Below are 19,244 nucleotides of genomic sequence, written 5' to 3' on the forward strand. Positions count from 1 at the left end.
GGGCTAGGCCGCCATTGATCGCAGGTCACCGCCGCTGATGAAAGCGGTCGCGCCGAAACGGTCGAAGCAGGGGTGCTGAGTCTGGCCGGTCTGGACCAGGATCTTGGTCAGCGCGTCAGCGATGATGCAGCTTGGTGCGACAACCGAATAGGCTCTTCCGTCCGTTGCGGAGCGCGGCGATCGCGGCGCTCCGCCTCGGTCGACGGCGGCGACGGAGGAGGAGGTCGCAATGGCGCCGTTGCGCAAATATCCTGCCGGGAGCAGGCCCCCGTTTGGAACGTGCACATAGACCGGCTGGTCAATCTCGCCCATCACGCGCAGATCGCCGCCGGCATTGACGGTCGCATGTCGGATGCCCGCCGCCCGAAGCGAGGCGATTGCACGGTCCACCGCATAACCCTTGGCTATTCCCCCAAGATCGATCGCCACCGGCGCCGTCAGGCGCACGGATCGATCGGCCGACAGGCGCACCGCGTTGAAGTCGCCCGCGAAGACATGGTCGAGATCGTCCGATGGCAGCAGGTCGCGGCGCATCAGTTCGAAACCGACCGCACAGTCGAACAGGCCGTTGCTCGCGGCATGAAAGACCTGGGCGTAACGCAGAACCCGCGCCGTCCAAGGATGGACTGTCACGGGCGTCCGGAACGCCTCGCGATTGATGCGCCCGATGTCGCTGTTGGCATCGTGGAAGCTCATCAAACGCTGAACCAGCGACACCGCCTCGAATGCGCCAGCGACCGCCCGTTCGGCGGCAGCTTGTGTTGGTCCGCCAACCTCGACCTCCACGATCGTGCCCAGCAACGGTCGTGCACGCCTCATGGCTACTGCCCTTTCAAGCTCTGGAACTGCTCGACGACGCGTCTTACGCCGTCGGTGATATGCTTGCACGATAGGGTCGCGCCGCTGATGTTCTTGATATCGACATTGTGCTGCAGCGGCGAGCTAGCGCTCTTGCCGACGAATTGCGAGCGCCACGAGGCCTCGCGAACCTCATAGCCATAGGACTCGTTATATTCGAGGATCTCGATCTGCTTGATGGTGCCGCCGGCGGTGATCCCGACCGCGTATTTGATATATTCGTGCTTGCCGAGCACGCGGTCGATCACGACGATCCCGCCCGAGGAGGCACGGAAGACGCCCGCCCTGCCGCCGGGAGAAAACGACGCACCAGGAAAAATCGACTTCATCGCTTGCTGTTCACTCATATAGACGTTGGCGCTGGCCGGCGCGATCAGGACGATCGCTGCCGGCGCCGCTAAGAGTGGTGTCCACTTCATGCTGGCTGTCTCGAAACGCCGGAGTTCATTTCACGCCGAACGGCACGCCGAGGCGGAACATTACCTCGTCGCGCGCATGTTCATCGCCATAGATGCGCCCATGCTTCACCACCGACGCTTGGTCCTCGTTGTAGGTGATGACCATGGGAAGCTGATGACGCCAGGCCAGCGTCCACCAGAACTCCTTCTGACCGTAGTGGATGACAGGTCCGGCAAAGAACGCAGAATGCTCGGGATTGTTGAACCAGTAGCCGGTGAACTCGTTGTGGATGCGCGTCTCCAGGCCGATCATCCAGTTCGGCGCGACGAGATAGGACGCGCCGACCGTCACGTCGATCGGAGAGGCTCTTTCGATCGAGCCGTCGGCGTAGACCTCGCGCTCATGCTTGCCCATGATATTGAGGGCGACGATGAGGCGATCGTCCAGGAAGTTCTTTTGCAGGATGACCCGCCATTCGAGCTCCTTTTCCTTCGGTCCGATCTCGGGCTCGATATAGAGCGCCAGACCAATCGGATCGGTAACGGGATTCAGGACCTGGTAGATCGCCTCCAGCGCGACTGAATCGAAACGCGCCTTCTCGTAACGGGCATAAGGATCGAACGAGGCATCGAGGAATTGGGTGACGCCCGGGCCGCCTGTGGTCCCGTCAAAGCCGTTACGAAAGGCGTTGGCATAGCTCCAGTTGAAATAGCCGGAAAGCTGCAGCCGGTCCGTCACGCCGTATTCAATCTCTTCCTTGTTCTGCAGGTAATAATACTGCCCCTGGGATTGCCCGGACTGCAGAAACGACTTGTGCTCGTATTCGCCGGTGCCTTTGGGATGCAGATCGGCGGTGTAGATCCAGCCGAACGGTGATTCCCCTGCGTGTACCTGGCAAGCGGACAGCATCGCAGCCGCCGCGCATATTGGTCCCACTAAACGCTTCACTGTTGTCCCCATCAAAGAAAAGCCTGTGGGTCTCGCTACAGTGAGACACGATGATGTGACAACAGGTCACAGTTCGGAATCGATCTAAACGTACGCGGCGCGTTGAATCGCGTAACGCCCAACGTCACTTCGCCAAGCTTCGGGAAAGATAAGTAGGTGAGCAAGAAGAATGGCTTGCTTATTGCGCCGCTTCTTCCCGATTTCTCTTTTTGAGGGATTCTAATTTTGACCAATTCTAAGTCGCGGTGGCATCTCGCCGAGCCGTTCTTGCTGCCTCACCGAAAAATCTTTCGCGGCCGAGAACGATTGCGAATGATTGAGTCTCTCCGTGCCGCGCTGGATCACGTCGGAAGTGCCGAAGGCCGGCATGCGCGCGCCCCCCCGCGCAACACGTGCAACTTCACTTCGACACGGGCGAGCCGTGACGCCGGGCGACCGGCCATTGGCCGTCGACCTTCACCAGCGCGATACCGATTTCAGACCGTGTGCCCGTCTTCAACGTGGAAGCGCTTTGCAGGGACGCTTCCGCTGACGACAAGGCGTCAACGCTCGCCCTGGCGCAGGACGCCGGCGAGTGCGTGCGTGACGAGACACTTGCGCAGCAACAGCAAAGTTCGACCTGGCCAACCGTTCCGGGTCCCGCGCGCGAAAGTTGCGAAGGCGAGGCTGCGGCAGCAGGAATACAATTCTTGCCATGACGGTGTTGCAGATTGCGGATCAAGGCTTCATCCTCGCCACAACCTCAGGCCGGTTCTTCTCGAGCCAGGCCTGAGCTTCCGGCCCGTCGACGACACACTCGAAAGTCTCCCAGGTTGGGTCCTCCAGGGATTCCGATTGCAGCCGCTTCGCCGCATACTCAACGAGGTCGTGCAAGCGTTCGTATCCTCGTCGGTGCTCGAGGGAATCTGCAATCGCCGTGCCGGTCCATCCTCGTTGGGCCAAATCGATAATGCTCGGAGCATTAGCCTCGCTGAACCAAGGTGTGGCATCGAACTCGATGCAGCGGACATTGTCGGCGGTATGGCAAGTGGCGTGGATCATTGACTTCCTCCGTTTGCCGGTAACAACCTGCGCTGGCATTGCACGTCTTGCATTGCTGCCTCACACGCTCTCAGGCTTTGACCAGGTCCCCCAGCAAGTTCGCCGCCACCATCAGCTTGGCGAGCGTCAGGCCACCAGCGGCAATCTCTTCGACCGCACGGCGAATGCGCGTCGCCTCGGGATGAGCTGCAAGCCAGGTCTCCGCAGCCTGCTGACCGGATTGGCCGATGGTCAGCATATCTGCGGCCAGGCGTCTTTCTGCTGCCGCGATCAGCTCGACGGCGCGGTCGATGGCCAGGCGTTCGAAATGATCGCTGGCCGGCACGCTGCGCGCGGCGGCGGTGATGCGGTCGAGGCGGAAATTGGCTTCGGCGGCAAAGAACGTCGCGGCGGCATCGCCGATGCTGCGACTGGTGCGCTCGGCGACCGTCACGATGTCCGGCGCCGAGACCAGGGCGTCGAGGTTGGCCAGTTCGCCGGCGAGTCCGGTCGGGACGCCGGCATCGGTCAGGTCCTGCCGGCGCTTGCTGCGCGCGGCCTGCAAGTCCGGTGGCAGGGCGTTGTCGAGAGAGGTTGAGATCTCGCGGATGGCAGGGCCGAACCGGGCAATCACCGCGTTCAGGCCATCCTTGAAATCGACATTGCGCACATACCAGACCATGCGGGAGAGCAGGAGATCCTGGATCGCCGCGTAAAGGCCGAGTTGCAGCTGTCCGTCGATGCGGGTGTCGAGCGCGTCGATCGCGTCATTGAGTCGCCTGAGCTCGTAGATCGCGTACACCGCCACCTGCGCCATGACGATGGTCGCGATATCGGCGTCGGTCTCGTCGGTCAGGCGCACGATGCAGGCGGGGCCGCCACGGTTGATGACGGCATTGACGAGACTGGTTGCGATGATCTCGCGTCGGAGGCGATGGAGCTCGACCGCGGTCGGGAATTTGTCGGGAACTTCGCGCGGAAAATACAAGGACAGTCTGCGGGCGAGATAAGGATCATCAGGCACGCCGGTAGCGAGCAGGTCGTTGTAGAGTGTCAGCTTGGCGTAGGCGAGCAACACGGCAAGTTCAGGCCGTGTCAGGGACTGCCCGCGCCGTGTGCGCTCGGTGATGGCGGCGTCGTCGGGCAGGAATTCGACGGTGCGGCTGAGCAGGCCGCGCTGCTCGAGCGACTGCATCAGGCGGGTGAGGAAGCCGGTCTCGGCCACGCCCTTGCGTTCGGCGAGCGAGAGCGCCAGCGTCTGCAGATAGTTGTTGCGCAGTACGAGCGCACCAACTTCGCTGGTCATCGCGGCAAGGAGGCTGTTGCGGTCAGCCGGATCGAGGCGTCCCTCGCGCTCGGGGCGCGCCAACGCGATCTTGATGTTGACCTCGACGTCCGAGGTGTTCACGCCAGCCGAATTGTCGATCGCGTCGGTGTTGAGCTTGACACCCTTCTGCGCCGCCTCGATGCGGCCGCGCTGGGTGACGCCGAGATTGGCACCTTCGCCGATCGCCCTGGCGCGGACGTCTGCGCCCGCTATACGGATCGGATCATTGGCGCGGTCGCCGGCCTGATCGTCGCTTTCCCCCGACGCGCGGACATAGGTGCCGATGCCGCCGAACCACAAGAGGTCCACGCGCGCCTTGAGGATCGCCCTCATCACCTCGAACGGCGTGGCCTCCGGCTTGTCGAGATCGAGCAGGGTGCGCACTTCCGGTGCGAGCGGAATCGCCTTGAGCGAGCGTGAGAACACACCGCCGCCCTGCGAGATCAGTGCTTTGTTGTAGTCCTGCCAGCTCGATCGCGGCAGGTCGAACAGACGCTTGCGTTCGGCGAAGCTGATCGCCGGATCGGGGGAGGGATCGATGAAGATGTCGCGGTGATCGAATGCCGCCACGAGCTTCGTCGCCGGCGAGAGCAGCATGCCGTTGCCGAAGACGTCGCCGGACATGTCGCCGACGCCGACCACGGTGAAAGGCATGGTCTGAATGTCGGTGCCGAGCTCGCGGAAGTGGCGCTTGACCGCCTCCCAGGCGCCGCGCGCCGTAATCCCCATCTTCTTGTGGTCGTAGCCCTGGCTGCCGCCGGAGGCGAAGGCATCGCCGAGCCAATGGTTCTTCTCGGCCGAAATCGCGTTGGCGACGTCGGAGAAGGTGGCGGTGCCCTTGTCGGCGGCGACGACCAAATAGGGGTCGTCGCCGTCATGTCGCACGGTGGAGTCGGGCGGCACTATGTCGTCGCCGTCGAGATTGTCGGTAAGTTCGAGCAGCGAGCGAACGAAGATGCGATAGGCTTCAGTGCCTTCCGCCATAAAGTGCTCGCGATTGGACGGCGACGGCAGGCGCTTGGGCACGAAGCCGCCTTTGGCGCCGACTGGCACGATCACGGCGTTCTTGACCTGCTGCGCTTTCACCAGGCCGAGGATCTCGGTGCGGAAATCCTGCGGCCGATCGGACCAGCGCAAGCCACCGCGCGCAACCTTGCCGAAGCGCAGGTGAATGCCTTCGACACGGGGCGAATAGACGAAAATCTCGTACAGCGGTCGGGGAGCCGGCAGGTCCTCAATCCCGCGTGCGTCGAACTTGAAGGAGATCACCGGACGCGGATGTCCGTCCTGGCCGACCTGCCACAAATTGGTACGGATGGTCGACTGCACCAGATTGGTGAAACGGCGCAGGATGCGGTCTTCATCGAGCGAGGCGACGGATTTGAGCTGCTCCTCGATCTCGGCAAGGAGGGCCGTCTCGCGTGCCGAGCGCTCGGAATCAGTAACGGCGAGGCGTGGATCGAGGCGACCCTGGAACAGCGCGACGAGGTTGGCGGTGATCACGGCGTTCTTGCGCAAGGTCTCCCACATATAGTCCTGGCTGAACGGGGCGCGGATCTGGTGCAAATAGCGAGATAGCGCCCGGATGGTCGAGACTTCCCGCCAGCCCAGGGCCGTGCGCAGGATCAAGGCATTGTATCCGTCAGATTCGGCGCGATCAGTGACCACCGCCATGATCGAGGCTTCCAGGCGATGGCTGAACTCCGGGCTGATCTCGATCGGCTGGCCGTCGCTGATCTCAATCGTCATGTCGTGCAGCCAGACCGGCGCCAGCCTGGTGCGGGGCACGATCTGATAAGTCCGCTCGTTGACCACGCGCAGGCCGTGATTCTCGATCACCGGCACGCGGTAAGACAGCGACAGCGGTGCGGCGTCCGAGAAGACCTTCAGGCCGAAGCGCCTGGGATCGCTCTCGCCATCATCGCGGTGAACCGAAATCGTGACCGGACGGGCTGGCGTGAGCTTTTCGATGGTGGTGATATCGGCGATCGCCTGTTCCGCCGTGAAAACCTCGGTATAGCCGCCGCTAAAGGCCTGGGCATAGCGATTGGCGAGCATACGCGCCCGCATGCCGTCGGTAGACGCGGTCAGCGCGGCTTTCAGCTTGTCAGCCCAGGTTGCGGCAATCGCACTGATCCCGGCTTCCAACGTAGCACGCTCGACGACGGGCGTTTTGCCTTCATAGCGCCCGATGATGTAGTGGACGCGCGCAAGCGCCCCTTCAGGGAATGACACGTAGGAGGCGGACAGGGTCCCCTTGTAGACCTGCGACAGAAGGGCACCGACGCGCGTGCGCACATCGGTATCGTATTTCTCGCGCGGAATGAAAGCGAGGACGGAGACGAAGCGATCGAACTTGTCCACCCGTGCCAGCGCGCGGACGCGGGGGCGCTCATAGAGGATCAGGATCTCCATGACGAAGTTGTAGAGGGTCTCGACGTCGACCTGGAACAGTTCGTCGCGCGGATATTCTTCGAGAATATGCATCAGCGCTTTGCCGGAATGGCTATTCGGGTCGAAGCCGGCGCGCTGCAGCACCTGCGCCACCTTGTGGCGGACATAAGGGATCTGCCGTGCCGAGCGAGTATAAGCGCCCGAGGTGAACAGGCCGACAAGGCGCAACTCGCCCTCGAGTCGGCCGTCGGGCGTGTAGAGTTTGATACCCACATAGTCCATCCGGATGCGGCGATGAACGCGGCTGCTGACATTGGCCTTGATGACAATGAGGAGGGTCGGCTCCCGCATAAACTCGCGAATTTCCGACGTCATCACCACCATTTCGCTGCCGCGGCGCAGGACCTTCGCATTAGGATCGCGGAGGATGCCAAGGCCTTCCCCGGTCGTGATGTCGTCCGATGCATCGCTGTCGGGCGAGAACCGATATTCGCGCAGGCCCAGAAACGTGAAATTGTCCGCGCACAGCCACTGCAGGAACAGGTTGGCTTCGGCGACCTCTTCGATCGGCAGCGGCGGCGGATCGGAAGCGAAGGTCTTGATCGCTTTCTCGACCCGGTCGCGCATGGCTCGCCAGTCGGTGACGCAGGCGCGCACGTCGTTCAACGTCGTGGTAAGGCCGTCAATCAGCTTCTTGCGATCGGCATCGGCGTCCAGGCGGGCGATGTGGAGATGAATCAGGCTCTCCCTCGCGCCCTTTGTCCCTTCCGGCAATGCTTCGCCGTGGAAGCGCAGGAGCTGGCCTTTGTCATCGCGCTCCACCGCGATGACCGGATGCGCAACGAGGGTGACTTCGATGCCCTGCTCGACGAGCTCCGCCATGGTGGAATCAAACAGGAAGGGCATGTTGTCGTTGAGAATTTCGAGCACGGAAATCTCGCGCCCGTCCGGCATCATCGGATTGACGACGCGGATATCGGCCCTGCCCGCCGTGCGCTGCTGCACATGCTTCCACGCTTGCTCCGCCAGGAAGGCAAGCGAGGAGGCATCGTGATTGGCGAGGTCCTCGATATTGGTGTAGCCGAACAAAAGCTCGGCGAAAGTTCGGGGGCTCTTGCCAGGTTGAACGCTTCCCGCCGCGTCGCGGATCAGAGCTGCCCGGGCTTTGTCGTCACGCCACGCCATAGCGTCCTCCATGTCCCGGCTGACGAACCGCAAATACAGTCAGGCATTGTTTTTGGAGTGCATCTCCTCGAGCGCCATCATCTTGACCGCGGTTCAATTGCGTACGCGAAGATCTTCGATCTTGCGGCCCCGACGATACTAGCACCCTGGAGCCTCCAAGGCGCGCAGAGTTGTGAGGCGTGCCTAAGGCCGAAATCCGGTGCCGACCGTCGGGCGGCTCGCAAAATCACAAGGAATTTCAATGGTGTAGGAGTTCGTGGGTTTGTTCTGAAAGGCGCGCCACTTCGGTATACGCAATTGACGCTAAATCTCGCCGATTTCCCGATGCGCGACGTCAAGTCTCCGTCCTGATTGCGTTTGGTGGCATTCATCCGAGTGGCGAGGTCCTCGTTCCTATCTTGTCGGTGGTCTCGAGCGGCACCCGGCACCCATTCAAAAACAGGCTGAGCATATTGAACCAGCCGATCATAAGCGCGATCTTGCGAGAGATCGTCTCACCGTACTTGTCTAGAAGCTCGCGTAAGGTCTCATCGCGCAATGTTCCGCTCTTTGACAACTCATCGGTCGCTTTGCAGACGAGAACGTACTCCGGATTGATACCAGATACCGGACCATCGGCGGCTGCAGCGTCGATCTCCGCGGCAGACAGGCCCGCGTTCTTAGCCACTTGCACGTTGGCTTGCGCCTCGTAAGGCGCATTTAACACCTTCGCCGCACGCAGGATGATCATCTGCAGGATGATCATCTCGCGTGTTTTGGGATTAACCCCCTTCGCCTGGTCGAATCGTTCCGGGCGCGCCATTTCGGTACATATCTGCGAACACAGCCTGCGGCCATGACGCGGCCGGCAACAGCTTGTTCCAGCGTACTCTTGTCCGCAACAATGCAGACGACGCCATCGTCGACCTCGATTCTGTAGCGACTGAGGCGATGAAAGCCTCGTAACCCGTATCCTCCCCGCTCGATGCATAGGGGCGAGCCAGCCGAGGTCGCCATCCGGCCCGGCGATATAGCCGCCGAGACTTGTCGCGATGAAGACATGGCCGGTGGTTCGCTGCACTGTGGCGGAGGCTCGTGTGCGGTCGGCTACTGATTCAGCCGGACCAGCAGCCTCTCTGGAGTGGGGCTATTTGCGCGCAGGCAATAACTAAAAGTTGCTGCAATAGAATCAATGGGTTATGCAAGCCTTGAACTTGTCCCGGACCAAGATTTTGGAATTTGCAAGGTCATGCCCCCTTTCTCCAGCCGGCTACTTCAGACCGTCGAGGCGATCTACGATGCGGCGCCCGATCCAACGCAATGGCCGCGAGCTCTAGCTGAAATTGCTGGCTGCTTCGACGATGTCGGCGCGATCATACAATGGCGAAGGGATGATGATTCATTCGGCGCGATTGCGTCGGATAGTCTCCTGGAGGCGCAACGAGACTATGTAGAGCAAGGATGGTCGCGAAGAGATATCAAAGCTGTGCGCTCCGAACAGAGCGGATGCCTCTTCAGTGGTGAACCATTCTCGGACCGTCATATCGGATCTGAAGTTGAAATTCAAAATAGCCCATTTTCAACTCAATTTTTGGCGAAGCACGGTCTCGGCTGGTTTGGTGCCGTCACCGTATCGCCGGACCCGCATATCCACGTAGGGTTGAGCATACAGCGGGATTTCCGGACCAAGCCGCAGTATTCCGATGCTGAGCTTGAAATGCTTGCCTTGATCGGGCGGCATGTCGAGAAATCGCTGCGGTTGTCGATCAGGCTGCTCAATGCAGAGCTTGCCAATCTCGGTCTTGGAGAAGCCTTGACCCGGATTGGCATCGGCGTATTCGCCCTCGATTCGATGGGTCGTGTGGTGTTTTCCAACCCGGCGGCGCAAAGGCTCGTGGGGGATCCTCTGGATGTCGTCGATGGTCATTTGCGTGTCCTTGTCAGCGCTGCTCGGAGTGCGTTCGACGATGCGATAACGCGAGCGCTCTGCGGGAATCCAGTTGATGTGACAGCCGAGCCAAGGCCGGTTCTTGTCCACTCCATCGCATCGGGCCGACGGGTGGTTATCTACCTGCTGCCGATATCGGTCCCGACCACACCTGGAGAGCACTTTCTCACCAATGCGCGTGCGATCGTGCTCGCCATCGAACAAAAATCCGGTGAACCGGCCGATCCCGCCGTCGTTCGGGACGTGCTGGGGCTGACGCTGGGCGAGGCGCGCATCGCGGCTTTGGTTGGTTCAGGACTGCCACCAAGGGAGGCAGCCGAGCGGCTGGGTATTGCGGAAGAAACAGCCCGCAGCGTCCTCAAGCGCGTATTCGGAAAGGTGGGCATATCCCGGCAGAGCGAGCTTGTGGCGCTGCTCTCAAAACTGGTGCTGCGGTAGACGCGCTGAACTGGTTGGCGGGGGATGAATTGCAGACACTACCCCCAAATGGGGGTATCCGTTCAGCCCGATTTCGTTTGTTGGTCACGCTGAGCAGTTCTTCGTGCTCGGCAAGTGGATGGCTTTGGCAAATCCGATCAATCAGGTGCGCAACTTCCCTGGAAGGTGGACGGCCGTCTGGATGCCGCTAGGCTACATCGGTTGCTTTCCGCGTGCGCGGACCTCTCACTAGATCGTACAGAAAATGAATTCATCCGCGTCGAGCTATATGAAGATCGAAAGCGACGAATGACATGATGTGGATTTTTGTAGGAGTGGCCGTAACGGCATTTTCGGTCATGGCGTCTGCACATGGAGGCGTGATCATTGTCGCCTGGGGGGCTATCCTGTTTGGAGTGGTCCAACTGCTGTTTTCTCGCCGCGATAGTGGCGTTAGTGCCGGTGTGGACGATCTGATCAACGATGTGTCGGAAGGTGTCCGCACCTTGATTGCCGTGAATGCGGGAGTTATTCGAGATCCAAGCGCACCTACTGCGAACGAAACCCAGGCGTTTCAACTGGCATTGCAGGACGCGGCGAAATCTCTCGGTATCCTGATTCATCCGATACCGGAATCCCGCATCGGAGAGATCGCGTTGGCAATGACGCATGTGCCAATGGGCGTGGCTGGATATCTGAAGAAAAAGAGCAAATATCTTACCCCGGAGCTGAAGGCTCTCATTGCCCGGTCAGCCTTTGATGTGGCCTCGGTCGATCGGCCGGAGCACGAAGTGGCGTCCGTGCTCCGCCCAATAACTGAAGCTCTCAACGTAGACGACTCGGAGTTAAATGCCTTGGAACGTCGATAGTATTGCACTAACCCGCTTGCCGCCGAGGAGGCCAGTATGTGGGATGGAGAGCGGCGAATGATTTAGCCGGCCCTACCGCGAGTGAATAATCATGGCGTTGCCGATTCTCGAGTCTTCCTGATGCGTCCGAGTTCGAGGCAAGGCGCCGACCACAGCGGCGCTCGATCTTTTCCGTTCCCTGGCCGCTTCGCCGGACCGCTTTTCGATCCTCTTTAGATTAAAGGCCGCATGGATGAAGATCAACGCTACAGTTTTTGTTCTGATTTTTTGCGCAATCACGACATACACTTCCCAAATTTGCGTCGCGCTCGGTGCTGCTGACATTGCCTATCTGGGTTGCGCTACCCCACAAGGCACAGTCGAGCTGAGGATTTGTGCCGATCCGGAATTAAAAAAGTTTGATGATGCGTTGAGACGGAGGCTCAATAAGTATCTGACGTCGGAGCTCTATCAAACCTCCGAAATCCGATCCAATTTGCAACGATTTCGGACGTTCCTCGACGACCGGAATAAAAAATGCGATCTGGCGTCGCCGCAAGAAATTACCGATTGTATCGCAGAAATCACGTTGAGGTTTGATAATGAATTCATGGATGCGCTTAAGGAACGTCTCGATGAAAATATCCACGGTATGGACGAGAGAGCCAAAGAAAGAGCTGCTCAAAAAGAAGAAAGAGACCGTACAGAGCGACAGGAACGCGCGGCCCAAGCCGCTGAAGATGACCGATCCGTCACATTCCATGTCAAGAATAGCTATCAGTATAGCGTACAGGTCGAGTTTTCCTCGAAATCCCGGGACGTTTACTGGCCCGGAAATGGCAGGGCTTACACCTTGAATGATTCACAAGTGCATAAGTATCGGTTGGCCTGCGTGCCAGGCGAAAAGATTTGCATGGGTGCTTGGGCCGCTGGAAGTAGTCGCCCCAGCTGGGGCGTTGGCTACAGTAATGCTCACGGCTGTACCGGTTGTTGTGCAACATGCGGCGCCAGAAGCGTCGCGGGGTTCAATTTGGAGTACACAGGCCACGAGGAATCTCAACAAACCAGCGGCCTGAGTGCTGCGGATCTATTGGGCGCGGCTATCGGCGTTGCTGGCGCGGTTGCTGGTAGTGGCGGCTTCAATACTCGCTCAGCACCGTCGGTGCCACGCGGGTCTCCGCCACGAACTAGGGACAGTGGTGTTTCCGGACTGAAGTAAGGGCCAAACTGGGACTCTAGAGCGCCTTGCAGCAAAGGTTGGCGAGACCGAAATAAGCAAGTCAATCAGGCAGCCCGAGTGACCGCCCCGCGGTCCTCACCGGATGCTTACATTCAATCTGATTGCCATTGAATTTCACCACTACCCCCATATGGGGGTATCGGTTTGGGAGCATTTCCGAAATTCTCGAACACAGCGCCTGTCTGGTGTGACTGCCTTGCATTCCGCGGCATGAATTCGATTATCTGGAGGGGCTTGTTGCGCAGGGTTCTCGTATTCGGATTGACGGTTTGTGCTGTTCCGGCCGCCGGCGCGCAAGACGCTCTCAAATCGCCGTTCTTCTGCAAAACGGTATACTTAAACGCATCTTGGTGCACGCCGCCGGCCAAGGATTGCGGCGGCGGGCTGCCTCCCATCGCGTTCCCTGCCGACGGCACACTGACCGAGACCGGGATGGGCGGCGACACGATCGAGAGACGGCATCCTTTTGGCAAGTCAGACCTCGTTAAGAAAAATCGCGGAGGTGACACCCCAATCACTTTCACGACGGTCATCGGACGTGGCCCTTGGATCGAAACCATCACGGTGCACAAAATGTGGTTCGCGCCGGAGGGATCGACCAGGAAGTTGGACCGGTTCAAGCCGACCGCGCTGGATGGATCGACCTGTTCGCTTTCAGGCAGCCGCGAGATTGTTGATCGGCCGAGAAACGAGCGGAGGAAGCTCATGCTGGTGTCGAAAAACTGCGTTTCGCTGAGTATATCAGTTGCCTGCACGAAAGCTTGAGGCATGCCGCCTCACGGAGTCGAATATGAAAGTCCCTCAAGCGTCGTTGATCAGTATCCTTGTTTTGATAAGTGTCAATGCAAGCGCCGCCCCGTCGTCCAGCTGTGCGGGCAAGTTTGTCGGGGTATGGAAACATTATGGCATTGGCTCGACCAATGACGCGACCCTGACCGCAGACGGCACAGCCAAGTGCGATGGGCATCCGAACTGTCTGCAGGGAACATGGACGTGTGCCGGCAACGTACTGACTTACGATAATACGATTTACAAAACTGACTACACGCTGCAACCAGACGGAACGATGACGGCCAGGGGTGGCATCACGGTCGTTCGGGCTGGACGCACGCGGAAGCTGGACCTGGGCAATGCGGGCATGGTTTCCGCGAAGCTTTACGGTGTCGATACAACAGTGCCTATAAACACCCCTTCGAGTCAGAAGCCAGAAGTTAGACAAGCCAACAGACCAGTTGAGCCGAACGAGCAGGACTCGCAGGCTGCGTCGGCCGCTCGGAATTTATTTGAAGCGGGCAAGGCCGAATTTGTCGTGCAGAACTGGTCAGGCGCCACCAACCGCTTCGAAGAGGCTGCCTCCCAATACCGAAAGGCTGGTGATCCAAAGAATGAAAGAATAGCCCTCGGAAACGCACAGCTTGCGAAAGCAAAAGCCGTCAGGTCACAACAAGATACATCAAGCCAGCGACGAGCCGGGATGCACTACAGCAAGTACAGTCTCAAGTGCCAGCAGGTTCTGAAGCAAATAGCGGTGTTGGAAGCTGATGGCGCAGATATGGTCAATCAAAGGCAAGGGTTGCGAGCACAAGGGTGCGAGTAGGTCCGGTTTCAGATCTGGGATGTCACATCGGCGCTAACGTTCTTTCCATTTGGTGAAGCTTCCTTGGCGAGAGGAGAGGAGCAGCAATGATCAAGATTCTGATTGCGTTGGGCGTCGCGATGAATTGGGCCATTCCGGCCTACGCTCAGCAACACCGCGCCAAACTGGATGCACCCGGGAAGGTGGCCTTTAGCACGACATACGAGCAGGCAAAAACGCTGCTTGGATCTGCCGCAGAGGCTTACGAAATCGATCCGCTCCAAACCATGATGGGTTGCTTGGCAGCTTGTTTCAAAACGGAATAAACCTTTGAAGAGAATCGTACTTGCCGCCGCAGTCGCGCTCGCAAGCCTCGCTCATTGCGGCGGTGCAAACGGTGATGAATGCAAGGATGCCGTAGGCGCATTGGAGCGGTACGGCAATAAGGTATACGAGCGGGGCATAAAGGCGATAAACGACGCCCCGAAGCTTCAGGGGTCAGGCCTTGAATATTATCAGGCCCAATGCGCGCTGAAAAAGGGGTTCTTCGACGAAGCCCGCGAGTCGCTGAAATTGAACAAAATTCGTTCGACTGCTTGCAACTATACCAAGGACAAAGTGGATTATTGGAACAAGGTGTTCGAAGAGGAAGTGACACAGAACCAAAAGGAGATGGATGAAAATTGCAGCCAAGCTGAAGAAATCAAAAAACGTGAGGCTGGCAAAAAAAGATAACCCAAGGCTCTCGCCGCTACAAAGCGTGGAGCGGGCGAACATCCTGTCAAAAGGTTTCGCTTTGATCAGGTTAAGAGTGGTGTTGATGTCCGATCAGTCACGCTCACTCCCTTGGATGAAAGGGTCGGCTGACATCGCGAATCTCTATGCTAGGCTAGATGTGCAATCGCTCGCCTTTCCTTTTCCGGCTTCTGTGCAGCCCGCATGCGACTCCCGGCGATATGCGGAGGCACCTGAGGTTATAAGATGAAGACATTCATGCGCGTTGCAGCAGTATTGCTGCTTTGCTGCCTGCCTACGGTGGGGTTTGCTAGGGACGGGTTTGCTGCGGGCACCGACTTGGGTGACCTGGGCTTGTGCAAGGAGGACGGCGATACTGAACAATCAGCCCGTGCCTGCACGGCGATTATCCAGGCCAAGAAGGAGACGACCGCGAACCTGGCCAAGGCCTACAACTACCGAGGACGCGTCTACGACTTGAAGGACCCTAAACGGGCGCTTGCCGACTTCAACGAGGCAATCCGGCTTAATCCAAAAAATCCATGGTTCTTCATACGCCGCGCCAACCTTCATCTCGGGAATGTAGGGCTCAATGACTACGATCTGGCGTTAGCTGATTTTACTAAGGTCATCGAGCTTAGGCCGGACCTTGGCTATGATTACCGCGCTGGGGTTTATGTCAGAAAAGGAGATTACGACCGGGCGGTTGCCGACTATGACCAGGCGGCCCGGCTTAAACCGAAAAATGAGTTGCTCCTTGAGTACCGAGCTGATGCTTATGTCGGAAAAAAAGATTTCGGCGGAGCGATTGCCGCCTATGACGATCTAATTAAGCTTGATCCGACACGTGCCCATTCCTTTCAGGGCCGGGGACATGCTTATTACGAGAAGGGCGACTATGACCGGGCGATTGCGGACTATGACCAGGCGATCGCGCTGGCGCAGACAGGTCTGCTTTTCTATTACCGGGGCGAAGCTTATGCTAAGAAGGGAGATCTGAGCCGTGCGGTTGCTGACTATGACCGGGCGATCAAGATTGATTCCGGATTCTCCGCAGCGATTACTGCCCGGAGAAACGCACAAAAGCTTTTGAAGCAATAGCGCTGAGGATCTGACATCGCCGTATGCATAATGATGGGGCTCCTGCCCGAGACAATCGCGCGTTAAGACACTCACGAACACTCGCGGTTGTGCTGCTCCAGTTCAGTTTGCGCTTCCGATAGAGCGCAGTGTTCGACCAGCAGGCCTTGTCGCTCATAGCGTTGCCGGCTCCTGCTGAAGCGCACCACCACCGCATGCCGGGCGCTGTTCGCCTTGACCCGACGCGTGAGCAGCGCATTCCCGGCGGGCAAGAATTCGAGGTCGTCAAGACCCGCGCATCGCAGGCATACGGGACCGGGCGCCTCCATGATGAGAGAATCGCCCGTTCCAGCGCAGCGGTGGCATTTCCAGGCCTCGTTCAGCGGTTGGATCACGACAAGCTCAGGCGCACGGCTCGCCCTCTCCACCAGGCGCTTCTGCTTTTTCTGCGGAAGGTCGCCCGATATCCAATGAGTGCGGTACAGCTGTTCGATGGCCGGATCACCGCTCTTGCTGAAGCGCAGCATCTGCCGCGCCGGCGTCCGCGCGATGTAGGCCGTCTCGCTTGGCCTCAGCCCTTTCGCGGCCGCCCATGACCGAAACAGCTTCATAGCCTCGGAAATGCGCGGCAGATTGGTTTGCACGACTCCCTCGAGATACCCGACCTGTCCTTGCTGCCAACGCTTAAGTGCACCGGGATCGAGCCATCCGATTCCCACCAGCACATCAACCGGACTCACATACTTCCGGGCTGCAAGGGCCGCCTCAGCCGCTCTCCTTACGCGGTCATCGAGTTTCTCGCGATTGTGCGGATGCATCGGCGTCCTCCCCGCGCCTCGGGATAATGCCAGCGACAGCCCTCCCGCGAACCGCGGGAAACCGTCGAAAGTGTCGCCTGACAATAAATCAGAAGCGACAGTCGAACAATTTCGGCAGCCAGGAAGCCGGCGGAGCGGATCGAGCGGAGCGCGAGTCTTGTCCAGCTGGCGCCGGGCCGGCAGGGTGCAGCCAGGCGATCATGGCTTGGACCGAACCGGTCCTTTAGCACGACAGTGTACTCCGGCTGGCTCTCGGAGCTTTGATGCTGACCGCCCACGTCCCATGGCTCGGTGCAGGTGCCTTCTTACGCGGCCGTACCGTCGATCGAGCGGCGGATCACCCGCTGCACTTCCGCATTCGATAGAAACAGATCGTGGTTGATGAGGCCCCAGCCTTCCTGGGAAGCATCGACCACGCGCACGCCGAGCTGCTCGATGGCAGCCTTCTCGGCGGCGCCGACCCTGGTCATTCCACCTGCGATCTGCCCCGACAACGCCAGTGCGCGATCGTTCGTTGAGGCGATCACGGTGATCTTGCCGGCCAGCGGACCGATGCGGTGAATCGCCGACGAGAATACGTCCATGTCGATATCAGGCGCGGCAAACACGACCGCGCCGATCCTGCTCGTAACAGTGTCGCCGTATCGCGCATAGAGCTGCCGCAGGCTTTCGAGCGCCAGCATGGTTCCCATGCTGTGCGCAACGATGTGCACCCGGCCGCCGCCTGAAGCCGACACGAGAGAAGAGAGCACGCGTTCGAAATCGTCGCGGGACCACATCGCGCTGTCGCGGTCATAGGCGTAGTCGAACAGTCCTGCCTTGGAGGGCCAGGCGAACACCATGGTCCGGCCGCGGAACCTGATCCCATCGGAGAGATGGGCGGCATCGAGCGCCGCGGTCTCGAATGTCTGCTTGAAGCCGTGCACATAGATCAGCGCGTCTCCTCCCCCGCCGGCCTGCGCCAGGAGATCGCCAATTTCGGCCGACACCGGTTCGACCCTATCAAGGCGCCAATCGCCAAGTCCGACCGAGGCGAGAGAAAGGCGGCTCTCGTCCGGCACCACCAGCTTTGCCTGCGCGACCGTCATTCTGGTCGCGCGCTCCGGCCCGAACCAGGGTTTCGTGCGACCGCCGTTCACGGGCTTGCGCGTGGTAGCGACGAGCAATGTGGGGTCAACGGAAAGGGACGACGCGTCGTAGCGCGCGCCGGTCGCGCCCAGGCCTGCGCATCCTCCGAGCGCGAGCGCACTGCCTGCCGACACAAGCCCGCCCAGGAGCGCGCGGCGCGAAAGAGAGTGGCGAGAGTCGTGTTGCGGAAGACGTCGGACGATCACACGGAACCTTTGGGAACTTTGCCCACCATAACGCCGCCCCGCCCAACTCCCTGAATGACAATGGGGGCGAGAAGACGGCAGAGCAGCTTCGTGCTTGGCCGCGTGGCGATGGCGTCCGCGCTCACCGGCCGCGCGGGTCTGCGGGCGATCCGACCAAGTTCCGAAATCGAGCCGGCGTTGCTTCAGTGATGGGCCGACACGCCCTTGACGCATTCGGTCAACAGATCAACCGCGGCGAATTGGCCGACATCACCCAGGCTGATCATGCCGACCATCCGCTTGCTCTTGTTGATCACAGGCAGCCTGCGGATCTTCAGCGTCTGCATGTGATGCACCGCCTTCGCCAGATCGTCATCTTCCCGGCAGCAATGGATACCTTCGGTCATCACATCCCGCGCTGTCATGCGCGCGGCGTTGAAGTTCTTGCTCGCAAGGCCTTTGCAGACGATGTCGCGATCGGTCACCATCCCGATCAAATGGTCGTCTTCGCCGATCGGAATGCAGCCGATGTCATGCCCCCGCATCAACTTCGCGAGTTCGGCGACGGGGGTGTCGGGGCTGACCCAGTCGACGCCCTTGTGCATCACTTCTTTGACTTTCATGGCAGATCTCCATTACCGGATTTGAGGATGGTGCAGCCGACAACTCCTCAGGCGTGTGCGCTGAAGCGCCAATGCGGCGCGTTCGCCGTCAGGTGCGCAAACTGCGCGTGAGTGAGACGAAGCAGGGTCTCATGATCGCCGGCTTCCATGTAGATCTCCGGCTGTGTCTCGATGCTGTCGTCGACGATGACATCGAGTCCGTAGCACTTGCCAACGGCAGGAACTGCGCCGTGTGCGCAGTCGCGGAACAGCTGACTGATCTCGGCTTCATTCGCCATATCGACATTGTTGCCGAGCGTTGTCCGCAGATCCGACAGGCGAAGGTGATGCGATGCGGGCACAACGGCAAGTACATATTGGCCGTCGCGCCGCAACACGACGCCCTTGGCGAGACGATCGCCGGAGATATGGCATGCCTCAGCCGTACGAGTGGACGACATGCTGAGTTCGTGCTGGATCTCCTCGTATTGGATGTTTTCAGCCGCCAGATATTTTTGCAGTGTGGGAGCGATGGACATGACAGACCTCCGATGCGG

At 59.6% G+C, this 19,244-nt stretch carries 18 protein-coding genes; 7 read left to right on the forward strand and 11 right to left on the reverse strand.

Annotation, left to right across the window (positions count from 1 at the left end):
• Positions 1–3 precede the first annotated feature (3 nt).
• From GWG65_RS29870 to GWG65_RS29895, 6 genes are all read right to left on the reverse strand, one after another.
• On the reverse strand, positions 4–819 hold the full coding sequence (locus tag GWG65_RS29870) for an FAD:protein FMN transferase (RefSeq protein WP_275199083.1): 816 nt from the start codon (positions 817–819) through the stop codon (positions 4–6).
• A gap of 2 nt (positions 820–821) precedes the next feature.
• Entirely contained in the window at positions 822–1,277 is a 456-nt protein-coding gene (locus tag GWG65_RS29875; RefSeq protein ID WP_275199084.1) for an FMN-binding protein, read from the reverse strand.
• A gap of 25 nt (positions 1,278–1,302) precedes the next feature.
• On the reverse strand, positions 1,303–2,166 hold the full coding sequence (locus tag GWG65_RS29880) for a DUF6662 family protein (protein WP_275199085.1): 864 nt from the start codon (positions 2,164–2,166) through the stop codon (positions 1,303–1,305).
• 756 nt (positions 2,167–2,922) lie between these two features.
• The gene (locus GWG65_RS29885; protein ID WP_275199086.1) at positions 2,923–3,246 is read right to left on the reverse strand and encodes a hypothetical protein; all 324 of its coding nucleotides are present in this window, start codon (positions 3,244–3,246) and stop codon (positions 2,923–2,925) included.
• A 70-nt stretch (positions 3,247–3,316) separates the two neighbouring features.
• On the reverse strand, positions 3,317–8,143 hold the full coding sequence (locus GWG65_RS29890) for an NAD-glutamate dehydrogenase (RefSeq protein ID WP_275199087.1): 4,827 nt from the start codon (positions 8,141–8,143) through the stop codon (positions 3,317–3,319).
• 355 nt (positions 8,144–8,498) lie between these two features.
• Complete coding sequence (locus GWG65_RS29895) at positions 8,499–8,933, reverse strand: carboxymuconolactone decarboxylase family protein (RefSeq protein WP_275199088.1); 435 nt, start codon at positions 8,931–8,933, stop codon at positions 8,499–8,501.
• A 369-nt stretch (positions 8,934–9,302) separates the two neighbouring features.
• On the opposite strand from GWG65_RS29895, the gene GWG65_RS29900 reads away from it, so the two are divergent.
• From GWG65_RS29900 to GWG65_RS29910, 3 genes are all read left to right on the forward strand, one after another.
• Complete coding sequence (locus tag GWG65_RS29900; RefSeq protein WP_275199089.1) at positions 9,303–10,496, forward strand: helix-turn-helix transcriptional regulator; 1,194 nt, start codon at positions 9,303–9,305, stop codon at positions 10,494–10,496.
• Positions 10,497–10,789: 293 nt separating this feature from the next.
• Entirely contained in the window at positions 10,790–11,344 is a 555-nt protein-coding gene (locus GWG65_RS29905; RefSeq protein WP_275199090.1) for a hypothetical protein, read from the forward strand.
• A 232-nt stretch (positions 11,345–11,576) separates the two neighbouring features.
• Positions 11,577–12,542 carry a hypothetical protein gene (locus tag GWG65_RS29910; protein WP_275199091.1) on the forward strand — a complete coding sequence of 322 codons (966 nt, stop codon included), beginning with the start codon at positions 11,577–11,579 and terminating at the stop codon, positions 12,540–12,542.
• Between the two features lie 113 nt (positions 12,543–12,655).
• Here the strand turns inward: GWG65_RS29910 and GWG65_RS29915 are convergent, their stop codons facing one another.
• Positions 12,656–13,333: a hypothetical protein gene (locus GWG65_RS29915; protein ID WP_275199092.1), complete on the reverse strand. Its 678-nt coding sequence runs from the start codon at positions 13,331–13,333 to the stop codon at positions 12,656–12,658.
• Between the two features lie 20 nt (positions 13,334–13,353).
• Here GWG65_RS29915 and GWG65_RS29920 point away from each other — a divergent pair, with 20 nt between their 5' ends.
• From GWG65_RS29920 to GWG65_RS29935, 4 genes are all read left to right on the forward strand, one after another.
• The gene (locus GWG65_RS29920; protein ID WP_275199093.1) at positions 13,354–14,160 is read left to right on the forward strand and encodes a hypothetical protein; all 807 of its coding nucleotides are present in this window, start codon (positions 13,354–13,356) and stop codon (positions 14,158–14,160) included.
• An 86-nt stretch (positions 14,161–14,246) separates the two neighbouring features.
• Positions 14,247–14,465: a hypothetical protein gene (locus tag GWG65_RS29925; RefSeq protein WP_275199094.1), complete on the forward strand. Its 219-nt coding sequence runs from the start codon at positions 14,247–14,249 to the stop codon at positions 14,463–14,465.
• Between the two features lie 4 nt (positions 14,466–14,469).
• Positions 14,470–14,874 carry a hypothetical protein gene (locus GWG65_RS29930; RefSeq protein WP_275199095.1) on the forward strand — a complete coding sequence of 135 codons (405 nt, stop codon included), beginning with the start codon at positions 14,470–14,472 and terminating at the stop codon, positions 14,872–14,874.
• A 246-nt stretch (positions 14,875–15,120) separates the two neighbouring features.
• Positions 15,121–15,975: a tetratricopeptide repeat protein gene (locus tag GWG65_RS29935; RefSeq protein WP_275199096.1), complete on the forward strand. Its 855-nt coding sequence runs from the start codon at positions 15,121–15,123 to the stop codon at positions 15,973–15,975.
• Positions 15,976–16,046: 71 nt separating this feature from the next.
• On the opposite strand, the gene GWG65_RS29940 is transcribed toward GWG65_RS29935, so the two are convergent.
• The 4 genes from GWG65_RS29940 to GWG65_RS29955 all read right to left on the reverse strand — a co-directional run bounded on the left by GWG65_RS29940 (position 16,047) and on the right by GWG65_RS29955 (position 19,226).
• On the reverse strand, positions 16,047–16,772 hold the full coding sequence (locus GWG65_RS29940; RefSeq protein ID WP_275199097.1) for a hypothetical protein: 726 nt from the start codon (positions 16,770–16,772) through the stop codon (positions 16,047–16,049).
• Between the two features lie 305 nt (positions 16,773–17,077).
• A complete protein-coding gene (locus GWG65_RS29945; RefSeq protein ID WP_275199098.1) occupies positions 17,078–18,106 on the reverse strand; it encodes an alpha/beta fold hydrolase in 1,029 nt (342 codons plus the stop codon).
• Between the two features lie 182 nt (positions 18,107–18,288).
• Complete coding sequence (locus GWG65_RS29950) at positions 18,289–18,708, reverse strand: CBS domain-containing protein (protein ID WP_275199099.1); 420 nt, start codon at positions 18,706–18,708, stop codon at positions 18,289–18,291.
• A 47-nt stretch (positions 18,709–18,755) separates the two neighbouring features.
• The gene (locus GWG65_RS29955; RefSeq protein WP_275199100.1) at positions 18,756–19,226 is read right to left on the reverse strand and encodes a YbaK/EbsC family protein; all 471 of its coding nucleotides are present in this window, start codon (positions 19,224–19,226) and stop codon (positions 18,756–18,758) included.
• Between the last annotated feature and the right edge of the window lie 18 nt (positions 19,227–19,244).

Origin of the sequence: Bradyrhizobium sp. CSA207 (assembly GCF_029051685.1) — a bacterium.
In the GTDB taxonomy this organism is placed as follows: domain Bacteria; phylum Pseudomonadota; class Alphaproteobacteria; order Rhizobiales; family Xanthobacteraceae; genus Bradyrhizobium.